Source organism: Bacillus sp. DE0042 (assembly GCF_007680225.1).
GTDB classification, from domain to species: Bacteria; Bacillota; Bacilli; order Bacillales; family Bacillaceae_G; genus Bacillus_A; species Bacillus_A wiedmannii.
Map to the genome: position 1 here is coordinate 72,346 of NZ_VEJP01000002.1, position 20,953 is coordinate 93,298.

Consider the following 20,953-nt stretch of genomic DNA (forward strand, 5'->3'; position numbering starts at 1 on the left):
CAAGCCATAATGTATTATACAAATATATATGTAATAATTTTATGAAAAGGAGGTGAACAAATGAAAAATATAATCCCTGCACTAGTACTCTATATTATTGTTTGCATAATCGCTATGATTGCTCCAGCATCTGAAGGTTATAATCATATTGGCTGGAAGTTGTTTGTTGGGCAAGCGTATGCCATACCTATTTTCATCATTGCGGCTATTATTACATTTTATATAAACAAGAAAAAATCTACGAACACACAGTTATAAGGATAGCAAATGCTATCCTTATTTTAATTCATTAATTAGATCAAAAATTACACTCGCAGTACTTTCTATCCTTTCTTCCGAAAAGTCAAACGTGATACCTGTTTTTTCATATATTTCTTGTATGGATAAATTCCAATCTGCACTCGCACCTTCTTTAAAGAAAGCAATCGCTTTTTCTGGGTCTTCTCGATAAATTTGAAACAATTGCATTGCTCCTATTTGTGCAATTGCATATTCAATTTTATAAAAAGGAAACTGAATAAAATGAAATGATTCTAACCAACTTGAACTAATTTCATCTTCTAATCCAGCAATATCGACTGATGAATATTGATACCTTTCGCATAGTTCCATATATTTCTTATCACGTTCTCCTGGAGTATGGTTTGGATTTGAATACAGCCAGTGCTGAAATACATCTCCTGCAATTGACGACATTAACAGTGAGAAAGCACGATATAATTGTACGCGCTGTACTTCTTTATATTCATCCTCTTGCTTATAAAAGATATCCAGCTTATCCATTACTAGCAACTCAAGACTGAGAGAATAAAGCTCAGCCACTTCTTCGCGAAGATATTTTTCTTGCATACTACTATCATTGTTAAATTGTTTATAAAAATGAAAGGCATGCCCTACTTCATGTATAAGTGCATTAATTGCATAAAATGATGGACTAAAATTAGAATATACAAAAACCTCTTTACTATGAGGCAAGGTAAAACAAGCGGCTCCTGGCGCTTTATTTTCACGTTCTTCTACGTCAATGAATCCAGCTTTCCTTATATAAATAAATTTCTCATAAAAATATAAATCTGTCTTCCGAAATATTTCTTCCACCCCATTCAATAAATCAATGGCATTTTGAAACGGGGTTTTTGGTAAATTACTTGGAGTAAGATCCCAAGGGCGATATTTTTTTACACCGAGATTCTTTTTAGAAAGACTTCCTAACTGTTCCCATATTGGTACAACATACTTTTCTATAGATTCATGAAGCTTATAACACTCTGCAATACAATAATCTCTATTTTTTTGCTTAAAAGCATATTCACTATAATTATTAAATCCTGCATGTAAAGCGATCTCATTCCGCAATTGTATGAGTTCATTCATAATACAATCTATTTCTATTTTCACTATACTTCTTGCTTCAAATAAAGCATACCAAGCTTTTTCACGAATAACTCTATTGGGGTTATCTAACTTTGCTTTTATGTATGCATACGTCTTTAGCTCTCCTTCCCAATTAATAGATATGTTAGACATTATTTCTCTATACTGCGTTATAAGCTCTTGCTCTTTAATGGTAAGAGCAATGTTCTTGTCATTAAACATTTTACTTTTTATCAATCTTGCTTTTTTCATAAAACTGTATTTCTGCTCATCTAATAAGTCGGAAAACGGAGACTCTATAAATTTCTGGTCAAATTTTGCATTGTATCTTTTTAAAAGTGGTTGAATTGTATTTTGATTATACATATGTAAATTACGTTTATTTCTATCATTTGTATCTCTATACGTGGCGATTAAACTACTTGTTATCTCCTCTTCTATTTCAGCGGTTACACTCTGTTCATCCAAAAGCCAATTCTCTAATTCTGAAACAGAAGTAATATTTCGCTCTAAAAGTGACTGTAATTTACTCTCCAAATCATTAAGCATACACAATCCCCTCGTTTTAAAATTTTAATTTTCTGTTTTTTAGAGATAGAAAAGGACAAGTAGCCAATCTGACTACTTGTCCTTGCTGTTTATCTGTACTCAATAAAATTAAGCTTGGAATGCTTCTGTTAATACTGGTACGATTTGTTTTTTACGAGATACAACACCTTTTAATGTAGCAGTGTTGTTTTCTAGAGATACGTTGTATGCTTTCTCAACAACGTTTGCTGCTTTACCGATCGCAAGACCGACAGAATCGTTAGTTAAGATATCAGTTACAACGAATAAGAATAGGTCTAAACCTTTTTCTTCTACTACTGCAGAGATAACTTTTTCAAGTTCCGCTTGGTGTACAAGAACGTCGTTTGTATCAACAGCGTTTACTTGTGCGATTTCAACTTTCGCATTACCCATTTGGAATTCTTTAGCGTCAAGAGAGATTAATTGCTCCATTGTTTTTCCGCTTAAGTCAGCACCAGCTTTTAACATTTCTAAGCCGTAGCTATCAGCATCTACACCAGCGATTTCCGCTAATTCACGAGCTGCTGCTACGTCTTGCTCTGTGCAAGTTGGAGATTTGAATAGTAAAGAATCTGAAATGATTGCAGATAACATTAAACCTGCAACTTCTTTACGAATTGTAACGCCATTTTCTTTGTACATTTTGTTTAAGATTGTAGCTGTACAACCAACTGGCTCACAACGGTAGTAAATAGGATCGCTTGTTTCAAAGTTAGCAATACGGTGATGGTCAATAACTTCTAACACACGAACAGATTCGATATCGTTAGCACTTTGTTGACGCTCGTTATGATCAACTAAAATAACGTTGTCCACTTCGCTTGCAACTGTCTCAACAAAACGCGGTCCTTCTACTTTAAAATGGTCTAACGCAAATTGAGTTTCACCGCTGATTTCGCCTAAACGTACAGGCTCAGCATTCATTCCTAATTCTTTTTTCAATTCTGCATAAGCAATTGCAGAACAAATTGCATCTGTATCTGGGTTTTTATGCCCGAAAACTAGTACTTTTTCCATGTTTTCCACCTCTTCATGAAAAGGATATCTTAAAGAAGCAAATATGACAATATTTAAAGCCCATTTTTTTATAAATAATTGTACTTTCTTCTATATTTTTCATCGTTTTTCGTAAAAAAGATCATCTAAAATGAATTAGATGATCGAAATGTATATTTTATTTAAAATAAGGTAGGAGCCTGCACTACATGATTTAGCGCGAAATTCGATGCCAAACCGTTATTTACAAGGTTAACATCTATAACTTGATAAAATGCATTCCCAGTATCTGCAATTTCCCAAACAGCTAAAATAAGGTGATATCCATTTCTATCAGTAGGTACATTTGCTTCATGTGTTACTGAAGTTCCTGGTCTAGTTCCTCCATCATTTTTCACATAGAATGGCACTAAATCTAAATCAGATCGTGATAATGGTTTATTTGGATTCCAATCTTTTTTCGTAATATAGTATTTCCATTCTTTCGTACTATGAGGTGCCGTTAGTTTCCACTTGAATGTATTCGTCCCGCCGTTTAACGTAACTTTCTTCCACCTATCTACAGTCTGTACATCTAAAGCAGGGAAATGGCCAGCTCCTGCGATTTGACCATCCGAAGGTCCTAATTGCGGGAATCCACCTATTCCTTCTACACTTTGTGGCTCATATTGAATCGGTCCGCAATTCACATTTACCCCTTGCTTACATAAATAAGAACGGCTCGCTGGTGATTCAACATATCCATGAGCTGAAGCTTTTTCTGAAAAACCGAAAGTTAACAATCCCGTAAGTAATATGCTACCACTTAACATAACTTTCTTCACTTTCTGTAAACCTTTCGTTTTCATCCCGACATCCCCTTTCGCATAATAAAGCGAAAACAACTATAGTTGCCTAGTCATCTCCTCTACATTCATTATAAGATGAGAGACTATACAAACATAACCCTCTAAAAACTTTCTCAAATTCAATTAGTACATTAAATAAATTTTATTGATACATTCAAATAACACCGCTAGAGAAATATAGGCGGTGTTAAATATACTCAATTAAACTATTCGTTTATAAATAAATTACGAAATTGGCAAAGTTAGTCTAGTTATCAAATAGCCCTCTCCCTCTCAGATTTGCGGAAACTGGCTCCTTTCCTACCTCTCGTGCCCATATAGATAACTGGCCGATATGGTGGATTTCGTGGACAATGACATGACGTATTAACTCTCCATGTGTACATTCAATGACTCGGCGCCTAATTGGTGCGTCTCTTGAGCTAATCGACTCTTCATTGAAGTCAGCTTTTGAAAGTTTCCGAGAATCCATTTCATTTGTCCAAGAGGTCACAAATGGCTTCACTTTCCCGTGGTATTGAGCTGAAAGATTTTTCACTTTTTGTAAGCTGGCATACTCTTCAAACAATGGCTCCTCAGGCACTAATTCACCACGCAACCCTAAGATCCACATATATTCCACATCTACAATATGAAATAGAGTATGTAGTATACTGCCGAACCCACCGACCCGTTTCTTTACTAGTTCTTCGGCCGACATGTCTTCGCACCATGTAAACCAATCATCACGAACTTGCCAGTTATATTGAAACAGTTTCAACATCACAGCAACCTCCATCTTTTAGATTAACATTTACTATTCACCAAAAGACTTCAAAATTCCTATGTGAACTACCACCCACTTAGTATCACTTACGAGCTTACCCCGAAGTGGGGGCTTCTCGGTTCATCGCTACTTTTGATAGCTAACGAATTTGTCCTAGGGCAGACAGCCGAGCTAACACGCTTGAGGAAGGAGACTTCTTTTGGATAATACGTTAAATAATAACTCTAAAAAACCTGTTATCCCCCCTACAAACTAGCCCTTTAATTGAACGTTCTAGATGAAGTTACAAGGTTTTATTAAACATTGTTTTAAATTATCAATATTTTTTATAAATCAACACACAAACATAATAACAAATGTGTCGTTTGAAATTATTTCCCTTTTCAAATAAAAAACTAAATGATTTTATAATAAATTACCGTTGCATCTAACTCACCATTCGGAGAAATTGCATACCCTGGTATTTTTCCGGATTCTTGATAGTCTAATAACTTGTACAATCTATTCGAAGGATCTCCTTCTCTAGTATCTAACACTAAAAGAGACCTGTTTTCTTGCTTTGCTCTTTCCTCTGCTTTTTGCATAAGTAAACGCCCAATACCATTACGTCTAAAGTTTGGATGAGTCATTAACTTACAAATTTCAGCTCTATGAATCCCATTAGGCTTTGTAACTAAATGTAATTGAATACTCCCTGCCAATTTATTGTTTATTTTAGCGACATATAATATCACTTCTGGCGCTAAAACAGTTTGCCAATACTTTATTGATTCTTTTTGTTCCAGTGGAGGTAAAAAACCAATTGACGCTCCATCATCTACAACTGTTTTCAAAAGGTTAGAAAGCTCTTCCACCTCATCTTTTATTTGCTTAATCTCTTCAATTACTAAATTTTGCATTATTAATCCCCCTTTTGTTTCATTGTACCAAGTTTTAAAGAAGGAATAACAGAATACGAAAAGGAAATATATATTTAGATAGAACATACTTTTAGAATGTATGAATGATGGAGGGATTAATCATTAGCAAAATAGGATTTAACTTAATAAATCATAAGGACGACTTTGATCTTGGATATGAGGATATAGAGGCGATATCTAAGAAATGTAAATTCTCTAACTGCTCTCATACAAATGAACCACATTGCGCAATTAAAAAAGCTATTTCCGATGGAATTCTTACAGAAGAAATAATGAATAGTTATTATCGAGATAAGAATGAATTCGAATATGTAAGTAAACAAAAGAACAAAACAAAAGCTATTGATTATATGAAACAATTGAAACTTTTTAGAAAATCTTAAAACTAAATAAATGGTTGTGATTTCTCGCTTCCACTAAATTTAAAATTCTTACTTTATTACATCACATACCAGATAATTTTTATACCCAAATTTAATCTCACGTAAAAGAACGCTTTAAACTTAAAGTTTAAAACGTTCTTTTATATTCAATGCTTTTGATTTTTCAGTTCTGTTAAACACTCTTGCACTAAAGTTACTGCTTGACTCATTGCAGCTCCGCCAGCAAATGCTGCTGAAACACCGCATGCTTCCAGAATTTCTTTATCTGAACACCCTTGATCAAGACAACCTTTTGTATGATAAATGGTACAGTACTCATCTTGCGTTGCTAGACTAATTCCTAATGCAATAAGTTGTTTTTCTCTTTTTGTTAAAGAACCCTCTTGAAAACAAGCTTGCGTGAATGCATTATATGTTTCAGCAATTTCAGGGATTTGGTTAGTAAAACTACCGATACCTTCTTTATAATGATGTAGAACATCATTTACTGAACTATGTTGTTCGTGTTCCATCTTATTATTACCCCCATTCAAATTATGTGTACCTATTGTAGTATGTGATGAAAAGAAGGCAATATACCTCATTTAAAAGAATGAATATTCAGTTTATTAAGGTTACAATTTCAGAGTATCATCCACTACAGATTGTTCCTTATAGTTTTTCCTTTCAATCTCTTTACTTCTCTCTTCCCAAAAAACTAATCCTTCAATCCCAACATTTTTAGGATTAAATACTGGATCTTTCCCTTCTTTTTTCTGTGCTTCATAATCTTTTAACACTTTTAATGCGATTTTACTTAATAGTAGAATCGCAATTAAGTTTAACCATGCCATACTACCGATTCCTAAATCTCCAAGATTCCATAAAAGCGACGCTGATTCAACGCTACCGATGTAAACCATAATTAAAAATCCAATTTTTAAAACTGGTTTTAACCAGCTATGTTTAAGATCACGATCTAAATAAGTAAGCGTCGTTTCAGCAATATAGTAGTATGCGAGTAATGTTGTAAATGCGAAGAAGAAAATTGCGATTGAAATAAATAATGGACCAAACCCTGTCATAACAGTTTCAACTGCTTGTTGTGTATAGATCGGACCTGCATCAACATTCCCTATGTTCTTTACAATAGCGTTTTTCCCTTCCGGTATAACATTATACATACCTGTTATTAAAATCATAAGAGCTGTCGCTGTACATACAACAATAGTATCGATATATACAGAAAACGCTTGAACTAATCCTTGTTTTGCAGGATGGGATACTTCAGCAGCAGCGGAGCTATACGTCGCTTCTCCAACACCTGCAACATTTGAAAATACAGCGCGCTTTACGCCCCATGCAATTGCTGCACCGACGATTCCGCCAAACATTTCATTTACACCAAAAGCACTAGAGAAAATTAAAGCGAACATACTTGGAATTTCTGTTACATTCGCAATTAATACGATACATGTAACAATTACATAACCAATTGCCATAAATGGAACAAGCATTTGCGAAACGCCTGCAATTCTCCTTACGCCACCAAAAATGATTGATGCTAATAAAATAACTAATAATATTCCAGTTATATATTTGCTAATGCCATTAGAGTTTTCAAATCCAACTGCGATACTACTAGACTGAATACCTGGTAATAAAACGCCATATGAAAGTGTTACAACAACCGCTACAATGACTGCAAACCATTTCATTTTCAGGCCTTTTTCAATGAAATATGGTGTACCACCGCGATATTCATTTCCGACTTTACTTTTATATACTTGAGATAATGTTGATTCAACAAATGCACTCGCTGCTCCTAAAAGAGCCATTACCCACATCCAAAACACGGCTCCTGGTCCGCCAAAAGCGATAGCTGTCGCCACCCCTGCGATATTACCTATTCCAACCCTACCTGATAAGGCTAAACAAAATGCTTGAAAGGATGAAATTCCCGTCTCCGAGCTCTTCCCTTCAAATAATAGTTTAATCATCTCTTTAAAATAACGAATTTGCAGAAAACGAGTGGCAATTGTAAAATACACACCTGCTCCTAATGCAAAAACAACTAACCCAATACTCCATACTTGCCCTACTAACCACTCTACTAATTGCTCCATCCAAATCCCCCTTATCATTCTTTTAAAAGCTATTTTATATATAAGAAAACGGACAACTATTATTAAAACCTACAGTTGTCCGTATCTCTCATTATTTCATACCTCTATTTATTAACAGTTAGATTCTCTATTACTTTATATTTACCCAAACGCTTTTCACTTCTGTATAGTTATCAAGCGCATATGAACCTAACTCACGACCGATACCAGATTGTTTAAAGCCACCAAATGGTGCAGCTGCATTTTCTAAATTATAATCATTAATCCATACTGTTCCTGCTTTTAATTTATTAGCAACTTGATGTCCTGTTTTAATATTTTGTGTCCATACGCCCGCAGCGAGTCCGTATGAAGAGCGATTTGCTCTTTCGATGACCTCTTCTGTTGAATCAAATGGAAGTACTACAACAACTGGTCCAAAAATTTCTTCTTTCACAATTGTCATATCATCAGTAACATTTGTAAATACCGTCGGCTGTACAAAATAACCTTTTTCAAATGCACGTTCACCACCAGCAGCAACAGTAGCGCCTTCTGCTTTTCCTTGTTCAATGTAATGTAGCACACGCTCTTGTTGCTTTTTAGATACAAGTGGACCCATTTCCGTTTCCTTCTCCATACCTGCTCCAAGTTTCACGTTATTCGCCATTTTCACTAGTTCATTTACGACTGTTTCGTAATGTTTTCGGTGAACGAACACGCGAGATCCAGCACTACAATTTTGACCGTGATTATACATGATTCCTTGGAATGCGCCGTTAATCGCCTCTTCTAAATCAGCGTCTTCTAAAATGATATTTGGTGATTTACCACCAAGTTCTAACGTTACATGTTTAATTGTTTCTGCAGATTGACGCATAATATATTTCCCTGTAACTGTTGAACCTGTGAAGGCTACTTTATCAATATCATGATGGTTTACGATTGCAGCTCCTGCTTCAGGGCCAAAACCTGGAACAAAGTTTACAACACCGTTTGGAAAACCTGCTTCTTTAAAGAGCTTCGCTGTATATAATAACGATAAAGGCGTCTGCTCTGCTGGTTTTAATACGATTGTACAACCTGTTGCTAGTGCAGCTCCCATTTTCCAAGAAGACATAACGAGCGGAAAATTCCAAGGAATAATTTGCCCTACAACGCCAACAGGTTCATGGCGTGTATAATTTAAGTAATCTTTTGAAATCGGAATCGTTTGCCCGATAATTTTCGTAGCCCATCCCGCATAATAACGATAATTTTCTACAGTCGCTGCAATATCATCATCCAGTGCTACTTGATAGGGTTTCCCATTATCTAAAGCTTCTAACTGCGCTAATTCTTCTCCATGCTCTCCAATTAAGTCTGCTAATTTATAAATAAGGTGCGCTCTTTCAGCAGTAGTCATTTCTGCCCAAGGTCCTGATTCAAATGCAGATCTTGCCGCTTTTACTGCGACATCGATATCCTCTTCTTGTGCTTCGCATACGACAGCTAGAACATCTTCTGTTGCTGGATTGTATGTCTCAAATGTCTTCCCGCTAATGGATGGAACAAATTCACCATTAATAAACATTTTAATTTCTTCATTTAAAAACGCTTTCACTTTTGGTCTCAGCTCAATGTTTGTCGTTAACATATATGATCTCCTCCTTATTTAAACAGCTGCATGAGCTGCAATTTTCGAAATAATCATTTGAAGCTTTTGATCCTCTTCTTCAGTTAATCCGAGCCTTGGATAACGAGAGGGTCCCCCAGCTTGCCCGTGTAATTCCATTGAGCGTTTTACGATTTGTACATATTTTCCTGATCCTTCAAGAAACTCACAAAGAGGTAAAATCGCATCGTTTATTTCCCAGGCTTTTTCTAATTCACCATTTTGGAAATGCTCATACATTTTCGTAACAAGTCCCGGTACGATATTTCCTGCTACTGAAACCCATCCCGTTGCACCTACTAAATAAGATTCCATAACTAAATCTTCAGATCCACAGAATACTTGAAAAGCACCTTCGCCTTGTCGTACTAAATCTCTTGCTTTACGAATATCTCCGCTAGATTCTTTAATATGTGTAACATTTTCACATTCTTTTCCAATACGTAGCATGAGCTCTGTACTCATATTAACACCAGATGTAAACGGATTATTGTATAACATAATTGGTATATTTACAGCGTTTGAGATTTCTTTAAAATGAAAATAAATTTCCTCTTCTTTCGGCTTACAATAGTACGAGTTAATAATTAATGCGCAATCTGCTCCATGTGCTTCTGCATGTTTCGTATATTCAATCGTTTCTTTCGTCGTTTCTGCTGCAGTTCCTACAATAACTGGAATACGGCCATCAACTTCTTTTAATACTGTTTCTACCATTTTAAATCGTTCTTCTTTTGATAAACTAACAAACTCTCCTGTACTTCCATTAATAATAATGCCAGCTACCTTTTGATCGATAAAATAGTTTACGTTTTGTTTTACACCGTTCCAATTAATTTCTTGAAACTCATCCATTGGTGTGATTAATACTGGAAATGCCCCTTTAATGTTTTTCATATTTATCTCTCCCTTTACTATTTTATTTTAATAAAAATCCTGTCGGAAACGGATCTGTAGAGTCTAATAGAAACGTCTGCATTCCTGTAATAAACCCTCTACTTTCAAAGCGAAAAATGTATCCTTGTTCTTCTTTCTTCACTTGTTCCACTGTTATAAAGCTATTAAAAATACTTTCATTTTTAAAAGGTTTATCCGCTATATAATCATTTTTAAATAAAGTATGAACATAAGATACAATAGTAGAAACAAAACCAGGCGAACGTACTATAAAGTTATCTTCATGAAATGTAATCGACTTTATATGGTTCTTTTCTGTTTGCATAGATTCTACTAAAATAAGTCTTTTTATTACTGACTGTTTTTGTATAGCTTGAAGTGTAACTTCACCCCATTTTTTTAATTTAGAGATATTTTCAATACTGATTTCTGGTGAATATGCATCCTTTTCTACAACTGCATATACTTTATCTGCCTGTATGAGAGAGTAACTTATATTACCAACTTGTAAATTTTTCTCAATCATATAACATAGTTTACTTTCAAACGAAACAGATACAACTTCATCATTCTCTACATACGCATGGATTGAAAATATACCAGATAGCGTTTCGATTTTGTATTGGTTCGTCTCTCTCTTTTTTAAATACCCGCTTTCTAGTAACATCGTTATGACTGCGACAATGCCTCCATAATGAAGCGGAATGGATCCTTCATGATTAAAAAATAATACAGCTGCATCGACTTCCATATGAGTAGAAGGAACGACAATACATCCATTTAATCCGATAAAACCACGTGGCTCATTTAATAAAAGCTTCATTTCTTCTGCTAATTCACCTGAAAATTGTTCGTTTAATTGCTCTAAACTGTAGTAGTATTTGCATGGTACATCTTTCATTACACGAAATGCTTCACCATTTACATGTACGTCTACTGCTGTATACATTTTTTGAATGTTCATTTTACATCCTCCGTTTCATGTTCCATCGGCGGAATTAGCAAAAAGCCCTCTTTCAGTGGGTCCTTTTCATTATAAAAAAATCTATGCATCCCCATAAGCCAAGCTGAACCTGTAATTTTCGTTACGACAGCTTCAATATTTTCTACAGATGTTGTATTTATGACGCACCCTTTAAATAAAGAGCCCACGATACTCTCATGAATAAACTCTTCATCCACTTTAATTTTTTGATTTGTGTATAATACAGCTAACTTCGCTGATGTTCCTGTACCACATGGAGAACGATCAATTCCTCCTGGCGGAACGACAACTGTATTTTTCACATGAGCACTTTCATGAGTAGGATCTGTATAAAATTCAATATGGGTTAACCCTCTAATAAACGAATACTGCGGATGTATGATTTCAAATTCCTCATTAATGATATTTCTAATATGAATTGCCTTATCGATAATTGTAGATGCGTTTTCTGGTACTAACTCTAAACCTACTGACTTCGCATCGATAATGGCATAAAAATTCCCTCCATACGCAATATCTGCTTCTACAGTTCCAATTCCTTCGACTTGTACAGTAATATGTTTCAGTAAAAAAGCTGGTATGTTACAGAAAGAGACTTCTTTCGCTTTTCCATCTTGAACAAAGATATCAACTTCAACTAAGCCGGCTGGCGTGTCTAACTTTAACGAAGTAATCGGTTCAACTACCGGAATTAAACCTGATTCAATTAAAGCTGTACATACACCAATTGTATCGTGACCACACATCGGTAAATATCCACCTGTTTCTATGTAAATAACACCAATATCTGCTTCAGAATGACATGGATCTGTTAATAATGCTCCTGACATTACATCATGACCACGTGGTTCATTCATTAACAATTTGCGAATCCAGTCATACTCCTTTTTCATATGTAACATCTTCTCTGCCATCGTCTCTCCAATTAACTTAGGAAGTCCACTAATCAATGTTCTCGTTGGATTCCCGCCCGTATGTGTATCAATCGTCGTAAAGACTCTTTGTGACCTCATCCGTTTAACACCCTTTCTGTAAAACGACTCAAACGAAGTGGTTCAATAGGAATAATTGTTTCTTTTTCATTTAATAATTCTTCAATCACTTTCCCAGTAACAGCTGCAAGGCTAATGCCATCTCCTTCATGCCCTGCCGCTATAAAGTAATTCGGGAAATGTTCCACACGTGAAATGATCGGTAAATGGTCTTCTGTCCACGGGCGTAATCCAGCATATGAACGAATCACCATCATATCCGCCATTTTCGGATAAAAGCGAATTGCTCTATTCGCAATACATTTAATAACCTCGTTATTTATCCTCGTATGCATCCCTACAAACTCTCTACTACTACCAATTAAAAAATTTTGACTTTCTGTCGGCTCAAATACAAGAGCTACCCCATATTTTTCAGTTAAAGCATCCACTTTTCGTTTTCCGCCAAATTTAGAAATTAAATAACCAAATTCCATTACTTTTCGACAGCCAACGTGTTGTTGCCTTGAAGCTACAATAATATGCCCTTTTCTCGGTTCAATTGGGACATTTACATCTAACATTTGTCCGATTTTTGGAGCCCATACACCGGCTGCGTTCACCACTTGCTTCGCAGTAAACGTCTCATTTGTCGTTTCTACAATAAAGGAACCGTCTATATCTCTTTTCATTTCTTTTACTTCCGTATGATTAAAAGCTTTCGTACCAAATTTCTTCGATTCTGCAAGAAGTGAGAAAGCAAGAAGATATGGATTTACAGTTGAATCCGTTGCGCATTCTAACCCGCCTAATAAATCATCTGCAAAAAATGGCGATTCTTCTCTTATATCGTGTCTATCAAGCATTCGAAACGGTAATCCAGCTTCCTTTTGACGATTCACCCATTGCTGTGCAGCTTCCATTTCTTCGTCTGACTCACATACGAGAATGCTTCCTGGCGCTCTATATTCAAATGAGTGCTCCAACTCTTCACTTAATTCTGTTACTAATTTTTGACTAACTAAAGACATTTGACTATCAAAGCCTGGATCTTTATCAATAGCCAAAATATTCCCGTCACACCGTGAAGACGTTCCACTGACAAATTCCCCTTTTTCAATGATTGTTACGTCTCTTCCGTATTTTGAAGTGTAATAAGCGATAGAACAACCTATAATTCCACCACCTATTATTAAAACGTCACAGTGCCTCACGTAGCACCCCTCCCTTCTTTTATTCCCTCACTTTCTTTTATGCAATTGACATGCCAACTCTACTTACATACACTTTTTATAAAAAATATTTTTATTTGTAAAAATATTTTAAATTTATCGTAAATAGGTGTATTATTTTTTTATCACTGTCAAAATTTTTATACATAACAGGAGGACAATATGGCATTCTCATTTCCTACAATAAAAGAATTTCTAAAAACTTTATCAATTGATCGTACATACAACATGCAACATATTGAACAAGTTAACGGAAAATTTTATTACCACCCTTCTACTACAGAAAAATATAACTGCACAGTTATATATGAAGATGACTCATTCACCGCTTTAATTGACGCGTTTTCTAATGAAATGGCCGTTATCGTAATGAACGAAAATAAAGAGCCTATATGTTGTATAATGGCTCAGCAAATTATTCCATTCCTTGTCAAGACTTACAATGAACTACAATCTTTTTATAACACCGTAATACAAACAACGGATTCTTCTGTTACAGTTATCGATGATAAAGAATGTGTTCGCACTTGGACAGATGGCGCCGAAAAGATTTTTTCAGTCAACCATACTGAAATTATTGGACAACCTATCACTCGTTTTTTTGACTATAAAGATTTGGAAATCTTGCAATCATTACATGACGGAAAAAGCATAATCGCTCAATTCCATCAGCCCCGTCCAGATTTGTTCGTATTAATAAATTCAAATCCAGTGTATTGTAACGATGAAATTATCGGAGCTGTCGTTTCAGAAACTGATGTAACAAATCAAGTCGCTTTAAATGAAAAACTATTTAATATGTCACATGAAATGCACCGTTTAGAACAAGAGGTTGCAAAGTACAAAGATGAATCCGACCCTTTCCTTGCGATGAATGGAAAAAGCCCTGTTATACAAAGAACGATACAATTAGCTAGAAAAGTTTGTTCGGTGAAATCAACTGTTTTAATACTCGGCGAAAGTGGTGTTGGAAAAGAAGTATTTGCAAAAGCGATACATGAAGCAAGCGAGGCAGCAAAGGCACCTTTCATTTCAATTAACTGCGGCGCCATTCCAGAAGCGTTATTTGAAAGTGAATTATTCGGGTATGAACGCGGGGCGTTTTCTGGTGCAAGTAGTAAAGGCAAAAAGGGTAAAATAGAGCTCGCGCAAGGCGGTACATTATTTCTAGATGAAATAGGAGAAATGCCACTTGATATGCAAGTAAAACTGTTGCGTGTACTACAAGAACGAAAATATTACCGAGTTGGTGGAGAAAAAGAGATTCATATTAATTTCCGCATTATCGCTGCTACAAATCGTGATTTACAAGAAGAAATGAGAAAAGGCACGTTTCGAGAGGATTTATACTATCGCCTAAATGTAGTTAGCTTGCATATTCCACCGCTGCGTGAAAGACGCGAAGATATTATTGAATTAACCTATTCTTTCTTAAACGATTTTTCAATCAACTATAACAGACCAATTCGTGACTTACCTTCAAGCATTATGCATGAACTGCTTCATTACAATTGGCCAGGTAATATTCGCGAGCTCCGAAACGTCGTTGAAAGACTTGTCGTATTTGCAACTGACGGTATTATAAAACAAGAATATTTACCATTTCATACAACTGAAACGTTAGACAATCATACGGCTCATTCCCTATTACTCAGCAACAATCATACAATCCTCTCTTTGCAAGAAGAGATGGATGAACATGAGAAAAAAGTCATCGAGAGGGCTTTACGCATTTTAAATGGGAATAAATTAGAATGCGCGAAACAGCTTGGTGTTACGAGGGCCACTTTATATAACCGCCTAAAAAAACTCGGGTTACAATAAACCTTCCTTCTCTATTTTGGCATAGTTTTTGCATAATAATTTGTGCAAACCGAACTAGAGGAGGAATACATATGACGAATAAAGATCACTTAATTGTTTGTCGATGTGAAGAAGTTACATACGGACAACTTCAATCGACAATTGCTGAATATAAATGCTCGGCAAGAGAATTAAAACTAAGAACACGTGCTGGCATGGGATTTTGCGGTGGCCGCACATGTAGAATGATGATAGATCGAATGATTGAAAGTGCAAATCCCGACGTAAACACTAATGAAATTCCATTAAAATATCAACCACCAGTTCGCGCAGTTACCTTTGGAGCGGTAGGTGAAAATCAATGAATAGAATTACACATCACCCTATTTTAGGAAGTTTAAATAGTAGGAAGCGCATCACTTTCCAATTTAACGGGCAACAGTATGAAGCCTATGAACATGAAACCATTGCGGCGGCTTTACTTGCAAACGGAATAAGAACTTTAAGAGTGCATGAAGATAGCGGAACACCGCGAGGTATTTACTGTAATATCGGGCATTGTTCTGAATGCCGCGTCACAATAAACAATCAAACGAACGTACGAGCATGCTTAACTGTTGTTGAAAAAGATATGGTAGTTGATAGCGGCAAACAGCATCCAAATATCGTGAGAGAGATGGTGAAAAAGCGATGAACGATGTCATTATTATCGGAGCTGGACCAGCAGGTTTGTCAGCCTCCATCTCTTGTGCTCATTTTGGACTAAATGTACTTGTTATTGATGAATTTATGAAGCCTGGCGGAAGGTTGCTCGGACAATTACATCAAGAACCTACTGGAGAATGGTGGAACGGAATAGAAGAATCAAAACGCCTTCACGAAGAAGCAAAATCACTTTCAGTTGATATTCGATGCGGCATTTCCGTCTATAATTTAGATAAAGATGAAAGTTCTTGGTTCGTACATACGAATATCGGTACGTTAGAAGCACCGTTCGTTTTACTTGCTACTGGCGCTGCTGAATACTCCATTCCCCTTCCTGGTTGGACACTTCCAGGAGTCATGTCAATCGGGGCAGCCCAAGTAATGACAAATGTACATCGCGTTCAAGTTGGGCGAAAAGGAGTAATCATTGGTGCTAACATTTTGTCCTTCGCTATTTTAAATGAATTACAATTAGCAGGTATTAAAGTGGAACATATCGTACTTCCTGAAAAAAGTGAATTAAGTCAAAAGGCTGGTGAACCAGAAGAAGTTTTAAACTCTCTATTACATGCTGCACACCTTGCCCCTTCGCCTTTATTACGTATAGGTAGTCGATTGATGAAATATAATTGGGCGAAACAAGCTGGATTAAACTTCTATCCAAATAACGGTATGAAAATAAATGGCACACCACTTCACCTTCGAAAAGCAGCTCTTGAAATTATCGGTACAGATCAAGTTAAAGGTGTACGCGTTGCTACTATTGATACGAAAGGAAACATCATAACTGGATCGGAACAAATATATGAGGCAGACTTCGTTTGTATTGCCGGTGGCTTATACCCTCTTGCTGAGCTAGCCGCTGTAGCTGGTTGTCCTTTCCGTTACATTCCGGAATTAGGCGGGCACGTTCCTCTCCATTCCGAAACGATGGAAACCCCTCTTACCGGTTTATTTGTAGCCGGCAATATAACTGGCATTGAAAGCGGAAAAATCGCGATGGCACAAGGAACTGTTGCTGGATATTCAATCGTAAAACAAGCAAATACAAAATCCCATTCAGTTGAACAACACTTGCAACAGGCGATCCAACATGTACATACCGTACGACAACAAGCTGCCATTCAATTTAACCCGATGATTGATGTCGGTAGACGGAAAATGAATGAAATTTGGCGTGATTATTCCCAAGCATATGCACATACTAAAAAGAGCTGCTGAGATTACTCTCAACAGCTCTTTTTTCTACTCATTTGAGTTATTAAACTTTGCTAATGCGTAAATGCCTTCTTCATCGTCTAATTCAAGTTGTAACCTTGCTGCAAATGAATTGACATTATATTCTCTATCAAGCAATAAGCGTAGTGCTTCGATTAAGTTCGCTTGAATTAAAATTTGTTTGCGACCATTTACCTCTACTTCAGCAGAGAAACCGTAGTCATCGTCATACATTAATTCAACTAAAACTTCTTCTGGACCAACTTGTCTTTTTTCAGCGATATATACGCAAAGTGCATTTATTAATTCTTGTTCAGAAATTTTTATTGTTTCCATGCTACTTCATCTGCCTTTTTCTTACGTTGATCTTTGAAGTATTTAAATGCACGAACTGCTAACATTACGATACCAGCCATTACTAACATATTTACCATAAACGCTAATACAGAACCAAGAGCTCCCATATTTGCAAATAAGCTACCCATTAGTAAACCACCAAGACCACCTAGTAATAAACCTTTCATAAAGCTTCCTTTATTACTTTTTGGTGCTGTGTTTGTTGCTTTGTTTTTTGAATCTGTTGTTGTTTTTTGTGAATTCACGTTAGTATCTTTTTTGTTCAAATCAACTTTTGACTTTTGACCAGAACTTGGTGTGTATGATTTTTTACCAGATTTGTAACTCTTCGCTGCTGCGTGATCTACAAACATGAAGCTACTAGCTCCAAAGATAACCATGAATGCTGTCATGACTGCTACAAGTTTTTTCAACATATTATATCCATTCTCCTTTTATATAGATATATGTGAAATCTACCTTTCTAGTAAATTCAGAATGATAGATTTGTTTTTAAAAACATTTTAAAGGTTCTTATGAACTTATTATATGAACTTTTGTCGAAATATGCAAGCATTATTTACTTACAACAGTTTGGTGACAAAGGAAAAATTAAGCAAAACAGAATTGACTTTAAATGAAACAAAACATATTATAGGTTCATAAGAACTTTTTAATATTTTTGGAGGTGAAAAGATGGAAACATTTCATCTCACACGAAACGAAATGGCTACCCTTCTTCTATCTTTAAGAGGATGGAATACGAAAAAGCCTCTCGGTATTTTACAAGAAGCGTGGGCAAAGTCACATAAAAAAGATATTGAAAGCGGACAAAGCGTAACTGCTTTTATTACTACCGCACTTTCACCTATTTTTGAAAAACTGATTAAAATTGATGATACAGACGTCGGTTTTTCATTAAATGAAATAGTTGCGCTTGGAAATCAGATTGAAAATACAAGTTTCTCAGTAACGGCCATGCAAAACTGGGTAAAACGAGATATTAAAGAAATGATTGGCTCCCCTCAAAAAGGGAAAAAATATTCAATTGAACAAGCAGCCTTACTATTCATTGTCGAAGATTTAAAAACAGCACTTGATTTTGAATCCATTCGTAAGCTATTACGCCTTATCGTAAATGACCCAGCCGATCGAAGTGATGACTTAATCAATCCTGTTCATTTATATGGAGCATACTCTTCCCTATTTGAAGAACTCAATCAAGGGAATTGCTTACAACTAAATGCAACAGATACAGTTCATACAATTGAAAACATCGTAAAAGAAAAAGCTGATAAAATCGCAAGCAAGTTCGATCAGGTTAACAACGAACAACGTGAAGCAATTCGTAACGCTATTATTATCGCCACACTTTCTGTACATACCGCTTATGTACAAATGTTAGCGAAACGTTACGTAACAGCAACTTTATTTTTACAAAATTTAGAAGTGAAACCGTAAAAAATAGGAGCAGAAATGCTTCTATTTTTTTATAACGAAAACAAGCATCCACTTGTTATATATTTAGAACAGGTGGATGCTTGTTTTTCTAGGTATTAATTTTGAAAAATTATAAGCGCCTATTATTAATTCAAAAATGATTATTTCATTCTATTAAATTCCGAAAAAATTTTCTCGATAAATTTAATTCCTTCATCTTTGTAACTCTTTACAAATTTGGATTTGAGCTTTTGAGCTATTAGCAAAACTTAACCAATCCTGTCTCACATTACTAATGTTTTCAGTTACCAAAAGTTCAATGATATCTAGATGTGAAACATTCGTTGTTATCGGTTTATTTATACCATTAACTTTGGCACCTGACATATACTTAGCAATCTCAGGGTTTAATGCGAAAGCAAAATCAATTACAGTAGCACCTTGCGGTAAGTTCACGGAATCTAACTTAGGAGTAAATGCTACAATGTTATCTTGGAATAGTTCATATGATACTAAATCATAAAATTCAATCGCATCTTGAGTTACTAGATCATTTGTCTTAATAAAATGATCCATCAATTTATGAATTATATTTTGCATATCCTTATCAGTTATACTTTTTGTAAGAATATGAAATACCCCTTTATCTCGTATCTCCTGATTTATTTTTGTTTCAATACATATCATTATTTCATGGTTATTGATTACCACTTTGGTCTTTAAGTATTTGTTTAATACATCACTTTCAATTGCTATATTATCTTCAAATTGATATGGAATTGGTTGGTATAGTTGATGTATAACTCCTAATATTTTATAACAGTCTAAATTATTTGAGGCCGTGATAATTATTTTTGACACTGCTGTAATGTCTTGAATATCTTGGAGACGAGAATAAGCTGTATAAATAGGGCTTACTTCATAGTTAACTTCAAATATTAAAGATGGATTTAGAAAATTATTTATATCTTGCATGATATTTTGAGACAAACCCTCTAATAACTTAACATAATTTTGTAAAAGAATTTTCATTCCCTTATATTTAGAATGGTTAAGATAATAAAAACCTAAATCTTCTAACTCATGTTGAATATGTAATAACCCTAGTCTTTTACAAATCGGAGCGAAAATTTTGAGTGTTTCATTTGCATAAGGAATTTGTTTCTTTACAGCTTTCACCTGTAAAGTTCTCATGTTATGTAGACGATCTATCACTTTAATAATAGCTACTCTTATATCTCCTTGCGTAGCTAACAATAATTTCTTTAAGTTTATTGCTTCATACTCTTCTTTATTAGGGATTTGTTTTTTATCAATTTTAGTTAACCCTTCTACAATATCAGCCACTTTTTTACCGAATATATCACGTATATATTCAATTGTATAATCTGTATCCTCCACCACATCATGTAATAATGCTGCAACTAAAGTTATAATATCTGCCTTACAATCTAACAAAATTTCTGTAACTGCAAATGGATGAGTAATATACGGCTCACCTGAAACGCGAAATTGTCCTTCATGAGCTTTCTCGGAAACTAATATAGCTTTATGTAGTTGTTCTAATTCTGCTTTATGTAGATATGAGGCCTTTTCTAATAATTCCTTTTTCATATTTTCACCTTCATCATGTTAATTTTCTATAAAAATTTTATTAACATTATAATTCGTTATTTGAAAGTGAAGTACCTGTCTAAGTGATAAGAGAATATTTATTATCTCTTCATGAAAACTGGGCTTATATCCTTTACTAAACTACTAATGCAAGACA

At 35.2% G+C, this 20,953-nt stretch carries 22 protein-coding genes; 7 read left to right on the forward strand and 15 right to left on the reverse strand.

All coding sequences use genetic code 11. The features are described 5' to 3' along the window. The first annotated feature begins 60 nt into the window (after positions 1-60). A complete protein-coding gene (locus FS802_RS10675) occupies positions 61-258 on the forward strand; it encodes a DUF4017 family protein (protein WP_098654260.1) in 198 nt (65 codons plus the stop codon). Positions 259-276: 18 nt separating this feature from the next. On the opposite strand, the gene FS802_RS10680 is transcribed toward FS802_RS10675, so the two are convergent. From FS802_RS10680 to FS802_RS10705, 5 genes are all read right to left on the reverse strand, one after another. Then, positions 277-1,923, reverse strand: coding sequence for a M3 family oligoendopeptidase (locus tag FS802_RS10680; protein WP_098654259.1), 1,647 nt, complete (start codon positions 1,921-1,923; stop codon positions 277-279). A 108-nt stretch (positions 1,924-2,031) separates the two neighbouring features. Then, positions 2,032-2,961 carry a manganese-dependent inorganic pyrophosphatase gene (ppaC, locus tag FS802_RS10690; RefSeq protein WP_000416841.1) on the reverse strand — a complete coding sequence of 310 codons (930 nt, stop codon included), beginning with the start codon at positions 2,959-2,961 and terminating at the stop codon, positions 2,032-2,034. Between the two features lie 161 nt (positions 2,962-3,122). Then, entirely contained in the window at positions 3,123-3,788 is a 666-nt protein-coding gene (locus FS802_RS10695) for a lytic polysaccharide monooxygenase (RefSeq protein ID WP_098654258.1), read from the reverse strand. A 247-nt stretch (positions 3,789-4,035) separates the two neighbouring features. Further along, positions 4,036-4,551: a DinB family protein gene (locus FS802_RS10700; protein WP_098654257.1), complete on the reverse strand. Its 516-nt coding sequence runs from the start codon at positions 4,549-4,551 to the stop codon at positions 4,036-4,038. A 398-nt stretch (positions 4,552-4,949) separates the two neighbouring features. Next, positions 4,950-5,453 carry a GNAT family N-acetyltransferase gene (locus tag FS802_RS10705; RefSeq protein WP_098654256.1) on the reverse strand — a complete coding sequence of 168 codons (504 nt, stop codon included), beginning with the start codon at positions 5,451-5,453 and terminating at the stop codon, positions 4,950-4,952. 107 nt (positions 5,454-5,560) lie between these two features. Between FS802_RS10705 and FS802_RS10710 the strand changes: the two genes are divergently transcribed. Continuing rightward, a complete protein-coding gene (locus FS802_RS10710; protein WP_098654255.1) occupies positions 5,561-5,857 on the forward strand; it encodes a P-loop NTPase family protein in 297 nt (98 codons plus the stop codon). Between the two features lie 146 nt (positions 5,858-6,003). Here FS802_RS10710 and FS802_RS10715 read toward each other — a convergent pair whose 3' ends face one another. The 7 genes from FS802_RS10715 to FS802_RS10745 form a co-directional block, all read right to left on the reverse strand. Then, positions 6,004-6,441 carry a carboxymuconolactone decarboxylase gene (locus tag FS802_RS10715; protein ID WP_141545958.1) on the reverse strand — a complete coding sequence of 146 codons (438 nt, stop codon included), beginning with the start codon at positions 6,439-6,441 and terminating at the stop codon, positions 6,004-6,006. A 30-nt stretch (positions 6,442-6,471) separates the two neighbouring features. Further along, the gene (locus FS802_RS10720; protein ID WP_098654254.1) at positions 6,472-7,962 is read right to left on the reverse strand and encodes an alanine/glycine:cation symporter family protein; all 1,491 of its coding nucleotides are present in this window, start codon (positions 7,960-7,962) and stop codon (positions 6,472-6,474) included. A 130-nt stretch (positions 7,963-8,092) separates the two neighbouring features. Beyond that, on the reverse strand, positions 8,093-9,577 hold the full coding sequence (locus FS802_RS10725) for an aldehyde dehydrogenase family protein (RefSeq protein WP_098654253.1): 1,485 nt from the start codon (positions 9,575-9,577) through the stop codon (positions 8,093-8,095). A gap of 18 nt (positions 9,578-9,595) precedes the next feature. Next, the gene (gene dapA / locus FS802_RS10730; protein ID WP_098654252.1) at positions 9,596-10,492 is read right to left on the reverse strand and encodes a 4-hydroxy-tetrahydrodipicolinate synthase; all 897 of its coding nucleotides are present in this window, start codon (positions 10,490-10,492) and stop codon (positions 9,596-9,598) included. A gap of 22 nt (positions 10,493-10,514) precedes the next feature. Next, positions 10,515-11,456: a proline racemase family protein gene (locus FS802_RS10735; protein ID WP_098654251.1), complete on the reverse strand. Its 942-nt coding sequence runs from the start codon at positions 11,454-11,456 to the stop codon at positions 10,515-10,517. Next, on the reverse strand, positions 11,453-12,490 hold the full coding sequence (locus FS802_RS10740; RefSeq protein ID WP_001257547.1) for a proline racemase family protein: 1,038 nt from the start codon (positions 12,488-12,490) through the stop codon (positions 11,453-11,455). Before FS802_RS10740 ends, FS802_RS10735 begins: the two co-directional genes overlap by 4 nt. Further along, complete coding sequence (locus FS802_RS10745) at positions 12,487-13,662, reverse strand: NAD(P)/FAD-dependent oxidoreductase (protein ID WP_098654250.1); 1,176 nt, start codon at positions 13,660-13,662, stop codon at positions 12,487-12,489. Before FS802_RS10745 ends, FS802_RS10740 begins: the two co-directional genes overlap by 4 nt. 180 nt (positions 13,663-13,842) lie before the next feature. Here FS802_RS10745 and FS802_RS10750 point away from each other — a divergent pair, with 180 nt between their 5' ends. The 4 genes from FS802_RS10750 to FS802_RS10765 all read left to right on the forward strand — a co-directional run bounded on the left by FS802_RS10750 (position 13,843) and on the right by FS802_RS10765 (position 17,409). Beyond that, positions 13,843-15,504 (forward strand): sigma-54 interaction domain-containing protein, encoded by a 1,662-nt coding sequence (locus tag FS802_RS10750; RefSeq protein ID WP_098654249.1) that lies wholly within the window; start codon positions 13,843-13,845, stop codon positions 15,502-15,504. A 71-nt stretch (positions 15,505-15,575) separates the two neighbouring features. Further along, a complete protein-coding gene (locus FS802_RS10755; protein WP_016087518.1) occupies positions 15,576-15,848 on the forward strand; it encodes a (2Fe-2S)-binding protein in 273 nt (90 codons plus the stop codon). Then, complete coding sequence (locus FS802_RS10760; protein ID WP_098654248.1) at positions 15,845-16,177, forward strand: (2Fe-2S)-binding protein; 333 nt, start codon at positions 15,845-15,847, stop codon at positions 16,175-16,177. Before FS802_RS10755 ends, FS802_RS10760 begins: the two co-directional genes overlap by 4 nt. After that, a complete protein-coding gene (locus FS802_RS10765) occupies positions 16,174-17,409 on the forward strand; it encodes an NAD(P)/FAD-dependent oxidoreductase (protein WP_098654247.1) in 1,236 nt (411 codons plus the stop codon). Before FS802_RS10760 ends, FS802_RS10765 begins: the two co-directional genes overlap by 4 nt. A 24-nt stretch (positions 17,410-17,433) precedes the next feature. On the opposite strand, the gene FS802_RS10770 is transcribed toward FS802_RS10765, so the two are convergent. Together FS802_RS10770 and FS802_RS10775 are read right to left on the reverse strand one after the other, a co-directional pair. Further along, positions 17,434-17,742: a YxcD family protein gene (locus tag FS802_RS10770; RefSeq protein ID WP_000447756.1), complete on the reverse strand. Its 309-nt coding sequence runs from the start codon at positions 17,740-17,742 to the stop codon at positions 17,434-17,436. Continuing rightward, entirely contained in the window at positions 17,730-18,179 is a 450-nt protein-coding gene (locus FS802_RS10775; protein WP_000914488.1) for a hypothetical protein, read from the reverse strand. Before FS802_RS10775 ends, FS802_RS10770 begins: the two co-directional genes overlap by 13 nt. A gap of 259 nt (positions 18,180-18,438) precedes the next feature. On the opposite strand from FS802_RS10775, the gene FS802_RS10780 reads away from it, so the two are divergent. Continuing rightward, the gene (locus FS802_RS10780; protein ID WP_000447228.1) at positions 18,439-19,203 is read left to right on the forward strand and encodes a DUF1836 domain-containing protein; all 765 of its coding nucleotides are present in this window, start codon (positions 18,439-18,441) and stop codon (positions 19,201-19,203) included. A gap of 192 nt (positions 19,204-19,395) precedes the next feature. Here FS802_RS10780 and FS802_RS10785 read toward each other — a convergent pair whose 3' ends face one another. After that, complete coding sequence (locus FS802_RS10785) at positions 19,396-20,796, reverse strand: HD domain-containing protein (RefSeq protein ID WP_098654246.1); 1,401 nt, start codon at positions 20,794-20,796, stop codon at positions 19,396-19,398. Positions 20,797-20,953 lie beyond the last annotated feature (157 nt).

Excerpts from the sequence above, each read along its gene's own strand:
- FS802_RS10675 (WP_098654260.1), top strand. The coding sequence starts at position 61 with ATGAAAAATATAATCCCTGCACTAGTACTCTATATTATTGTTTGCATA.
- FS802_RS10680 (WP_098654259.1), bottom strand. The coding sequence starts at position 1,923 with ATGCTTAATGATTTGGAGAGTAAATTACAGTCACTTTTAGAGCGAAAT.
- ppaC (WP_000416841.1), bottom strand. The coding sequence starts at position 2,961 with ATGGAAAAAGTACTAGTTTTCGGGCATAAAAACCCAGATACAGATGCA.
- FS802_RS10695 (WP_098654258.1), bottom strand. The coding sequence starts at position 3,788 with ATGAAAACGAAAGGTTTACAGAAAGTGAAGAAAGTTATGTTAAGTGGT.
- FS802_RS10700 (WP_098654257.1), bottom strand. The coding sequence starts at position 4,551 with ATGTTGAAACTGTTTCAATATAACTGGCAAGTTCGTGATGATTGGTTT.
- FS802_RS10705 (WP_098654256.1), bottom strand. The coding sequence starts at position 5,453 with ATGCAAAATTTAGTAATTGAAGAGATTAAGCAAATAAAAGATGAGGTG.
- FS802_RS10710 (WP_098654255.1), top strand. The coding sequence starts at position 5,561 with ATGGAGGGATTAATCATTAGCAAAATAGGATTTAACTTAATAAATCAT.
- FS802_RS10715 (WP_141545958.1), bottom strand. The coding sequence starts at position 6,441 with ATGAGGTATATTGCCTTCTTTTCATCACATACTACAATAGGTACACAT.
- FS802_RS10720 (WP_098654254.1), bottom strand. The coding sequence starts at position 7,962 with ATGGAGCAATTAGTAGAGTGGTTAGTAGGGCAAGTATGGAGTATTGGG.
- FS802_RS10725 (WP_098654253.1), bottom strand. The coding sequence starts at position 9,577 with ATGTTAACGACAAACATTGAGCTGAGACCAAAAGTGAAAGCGTTTTTA.
- dapA (WP_098654252.1), bottom strand. The coding sequence starts at position 10,492 with ATGAAAAACATTAAAGGGGCATTTCCAGTATTAATCACACCAATGGAT.
- FS802_RS10735 (WP_098654251.1), bottom strand. The coding sequence starts at position 11,456 with ATGAACATTCAAAAAATGTATACAGCAGTAGACGTACATGTAAATGGT.
- FS802_RS10740 (WP_001257547.1), bottom strand. The coding sequence starts at position 12,490 with ATGAGGTCACAAAGAGTCTTTACGACGATTGATACACATACGGGCGGG.
- FS802_RS10750 (WP_098654249.1), top strand. The coding sequence starts at position 13,843 with ATGGCATTCTCATTTCCTACAATAAAAGAATTTCTAAAAACTTTATCA.
- FS802_RS10755 (WP_016087518.1), top strand. The coding sequence starts at position 15,576 with ATGACGAATAAAGATCACTTAATTGTTTGTCGATGTGAAGAAGTTACA.
- FS802_RS10760 (WP_098654248.1), top strand. The coding sequence starts at position 15,845 with ATGAATAGAATTACACATCACCCTATTTTAGGAAGTTTAAATAGTAGG.
- FS802_RS10765 (WP_098654247.1), top strand. The coding sequence starts at position 16,174 with ATGAACGATGTCATTATTATCGGAGCTGGACCAGCAGGTTTGTCAGCC.
- FS802_RS10770 (WP_000447756.1), bottom strand. The coding sequence starts at position 17,742 with ATGGAAACAATAAAAATTTCTGAACAAGAATTAATAAATGCACTTTGC.
- FS802_RS10775 (WP_000914488.1), bottom strand. The coding sequence starts at position 18,179 with ATGTTGAAAAAACTTGTAGCAGTCATGACAGCATTCATGGTTATCTTT.
- FS802_RS10780 (WP_000447228.1), top strand. The coding sequence starts at position 18,439 with ATGGAAACATTTCATCTCACACGAAACGAAATGGCTACCCTTCTTCTA.
- FS802_RS10785 (WP_098654246.1), bottom strand. The coding sequence starts at position 20,796 with ATGAAAAAGGAATTATTAGAAAAGGCCTCATATCTACATAAAGCAGAA.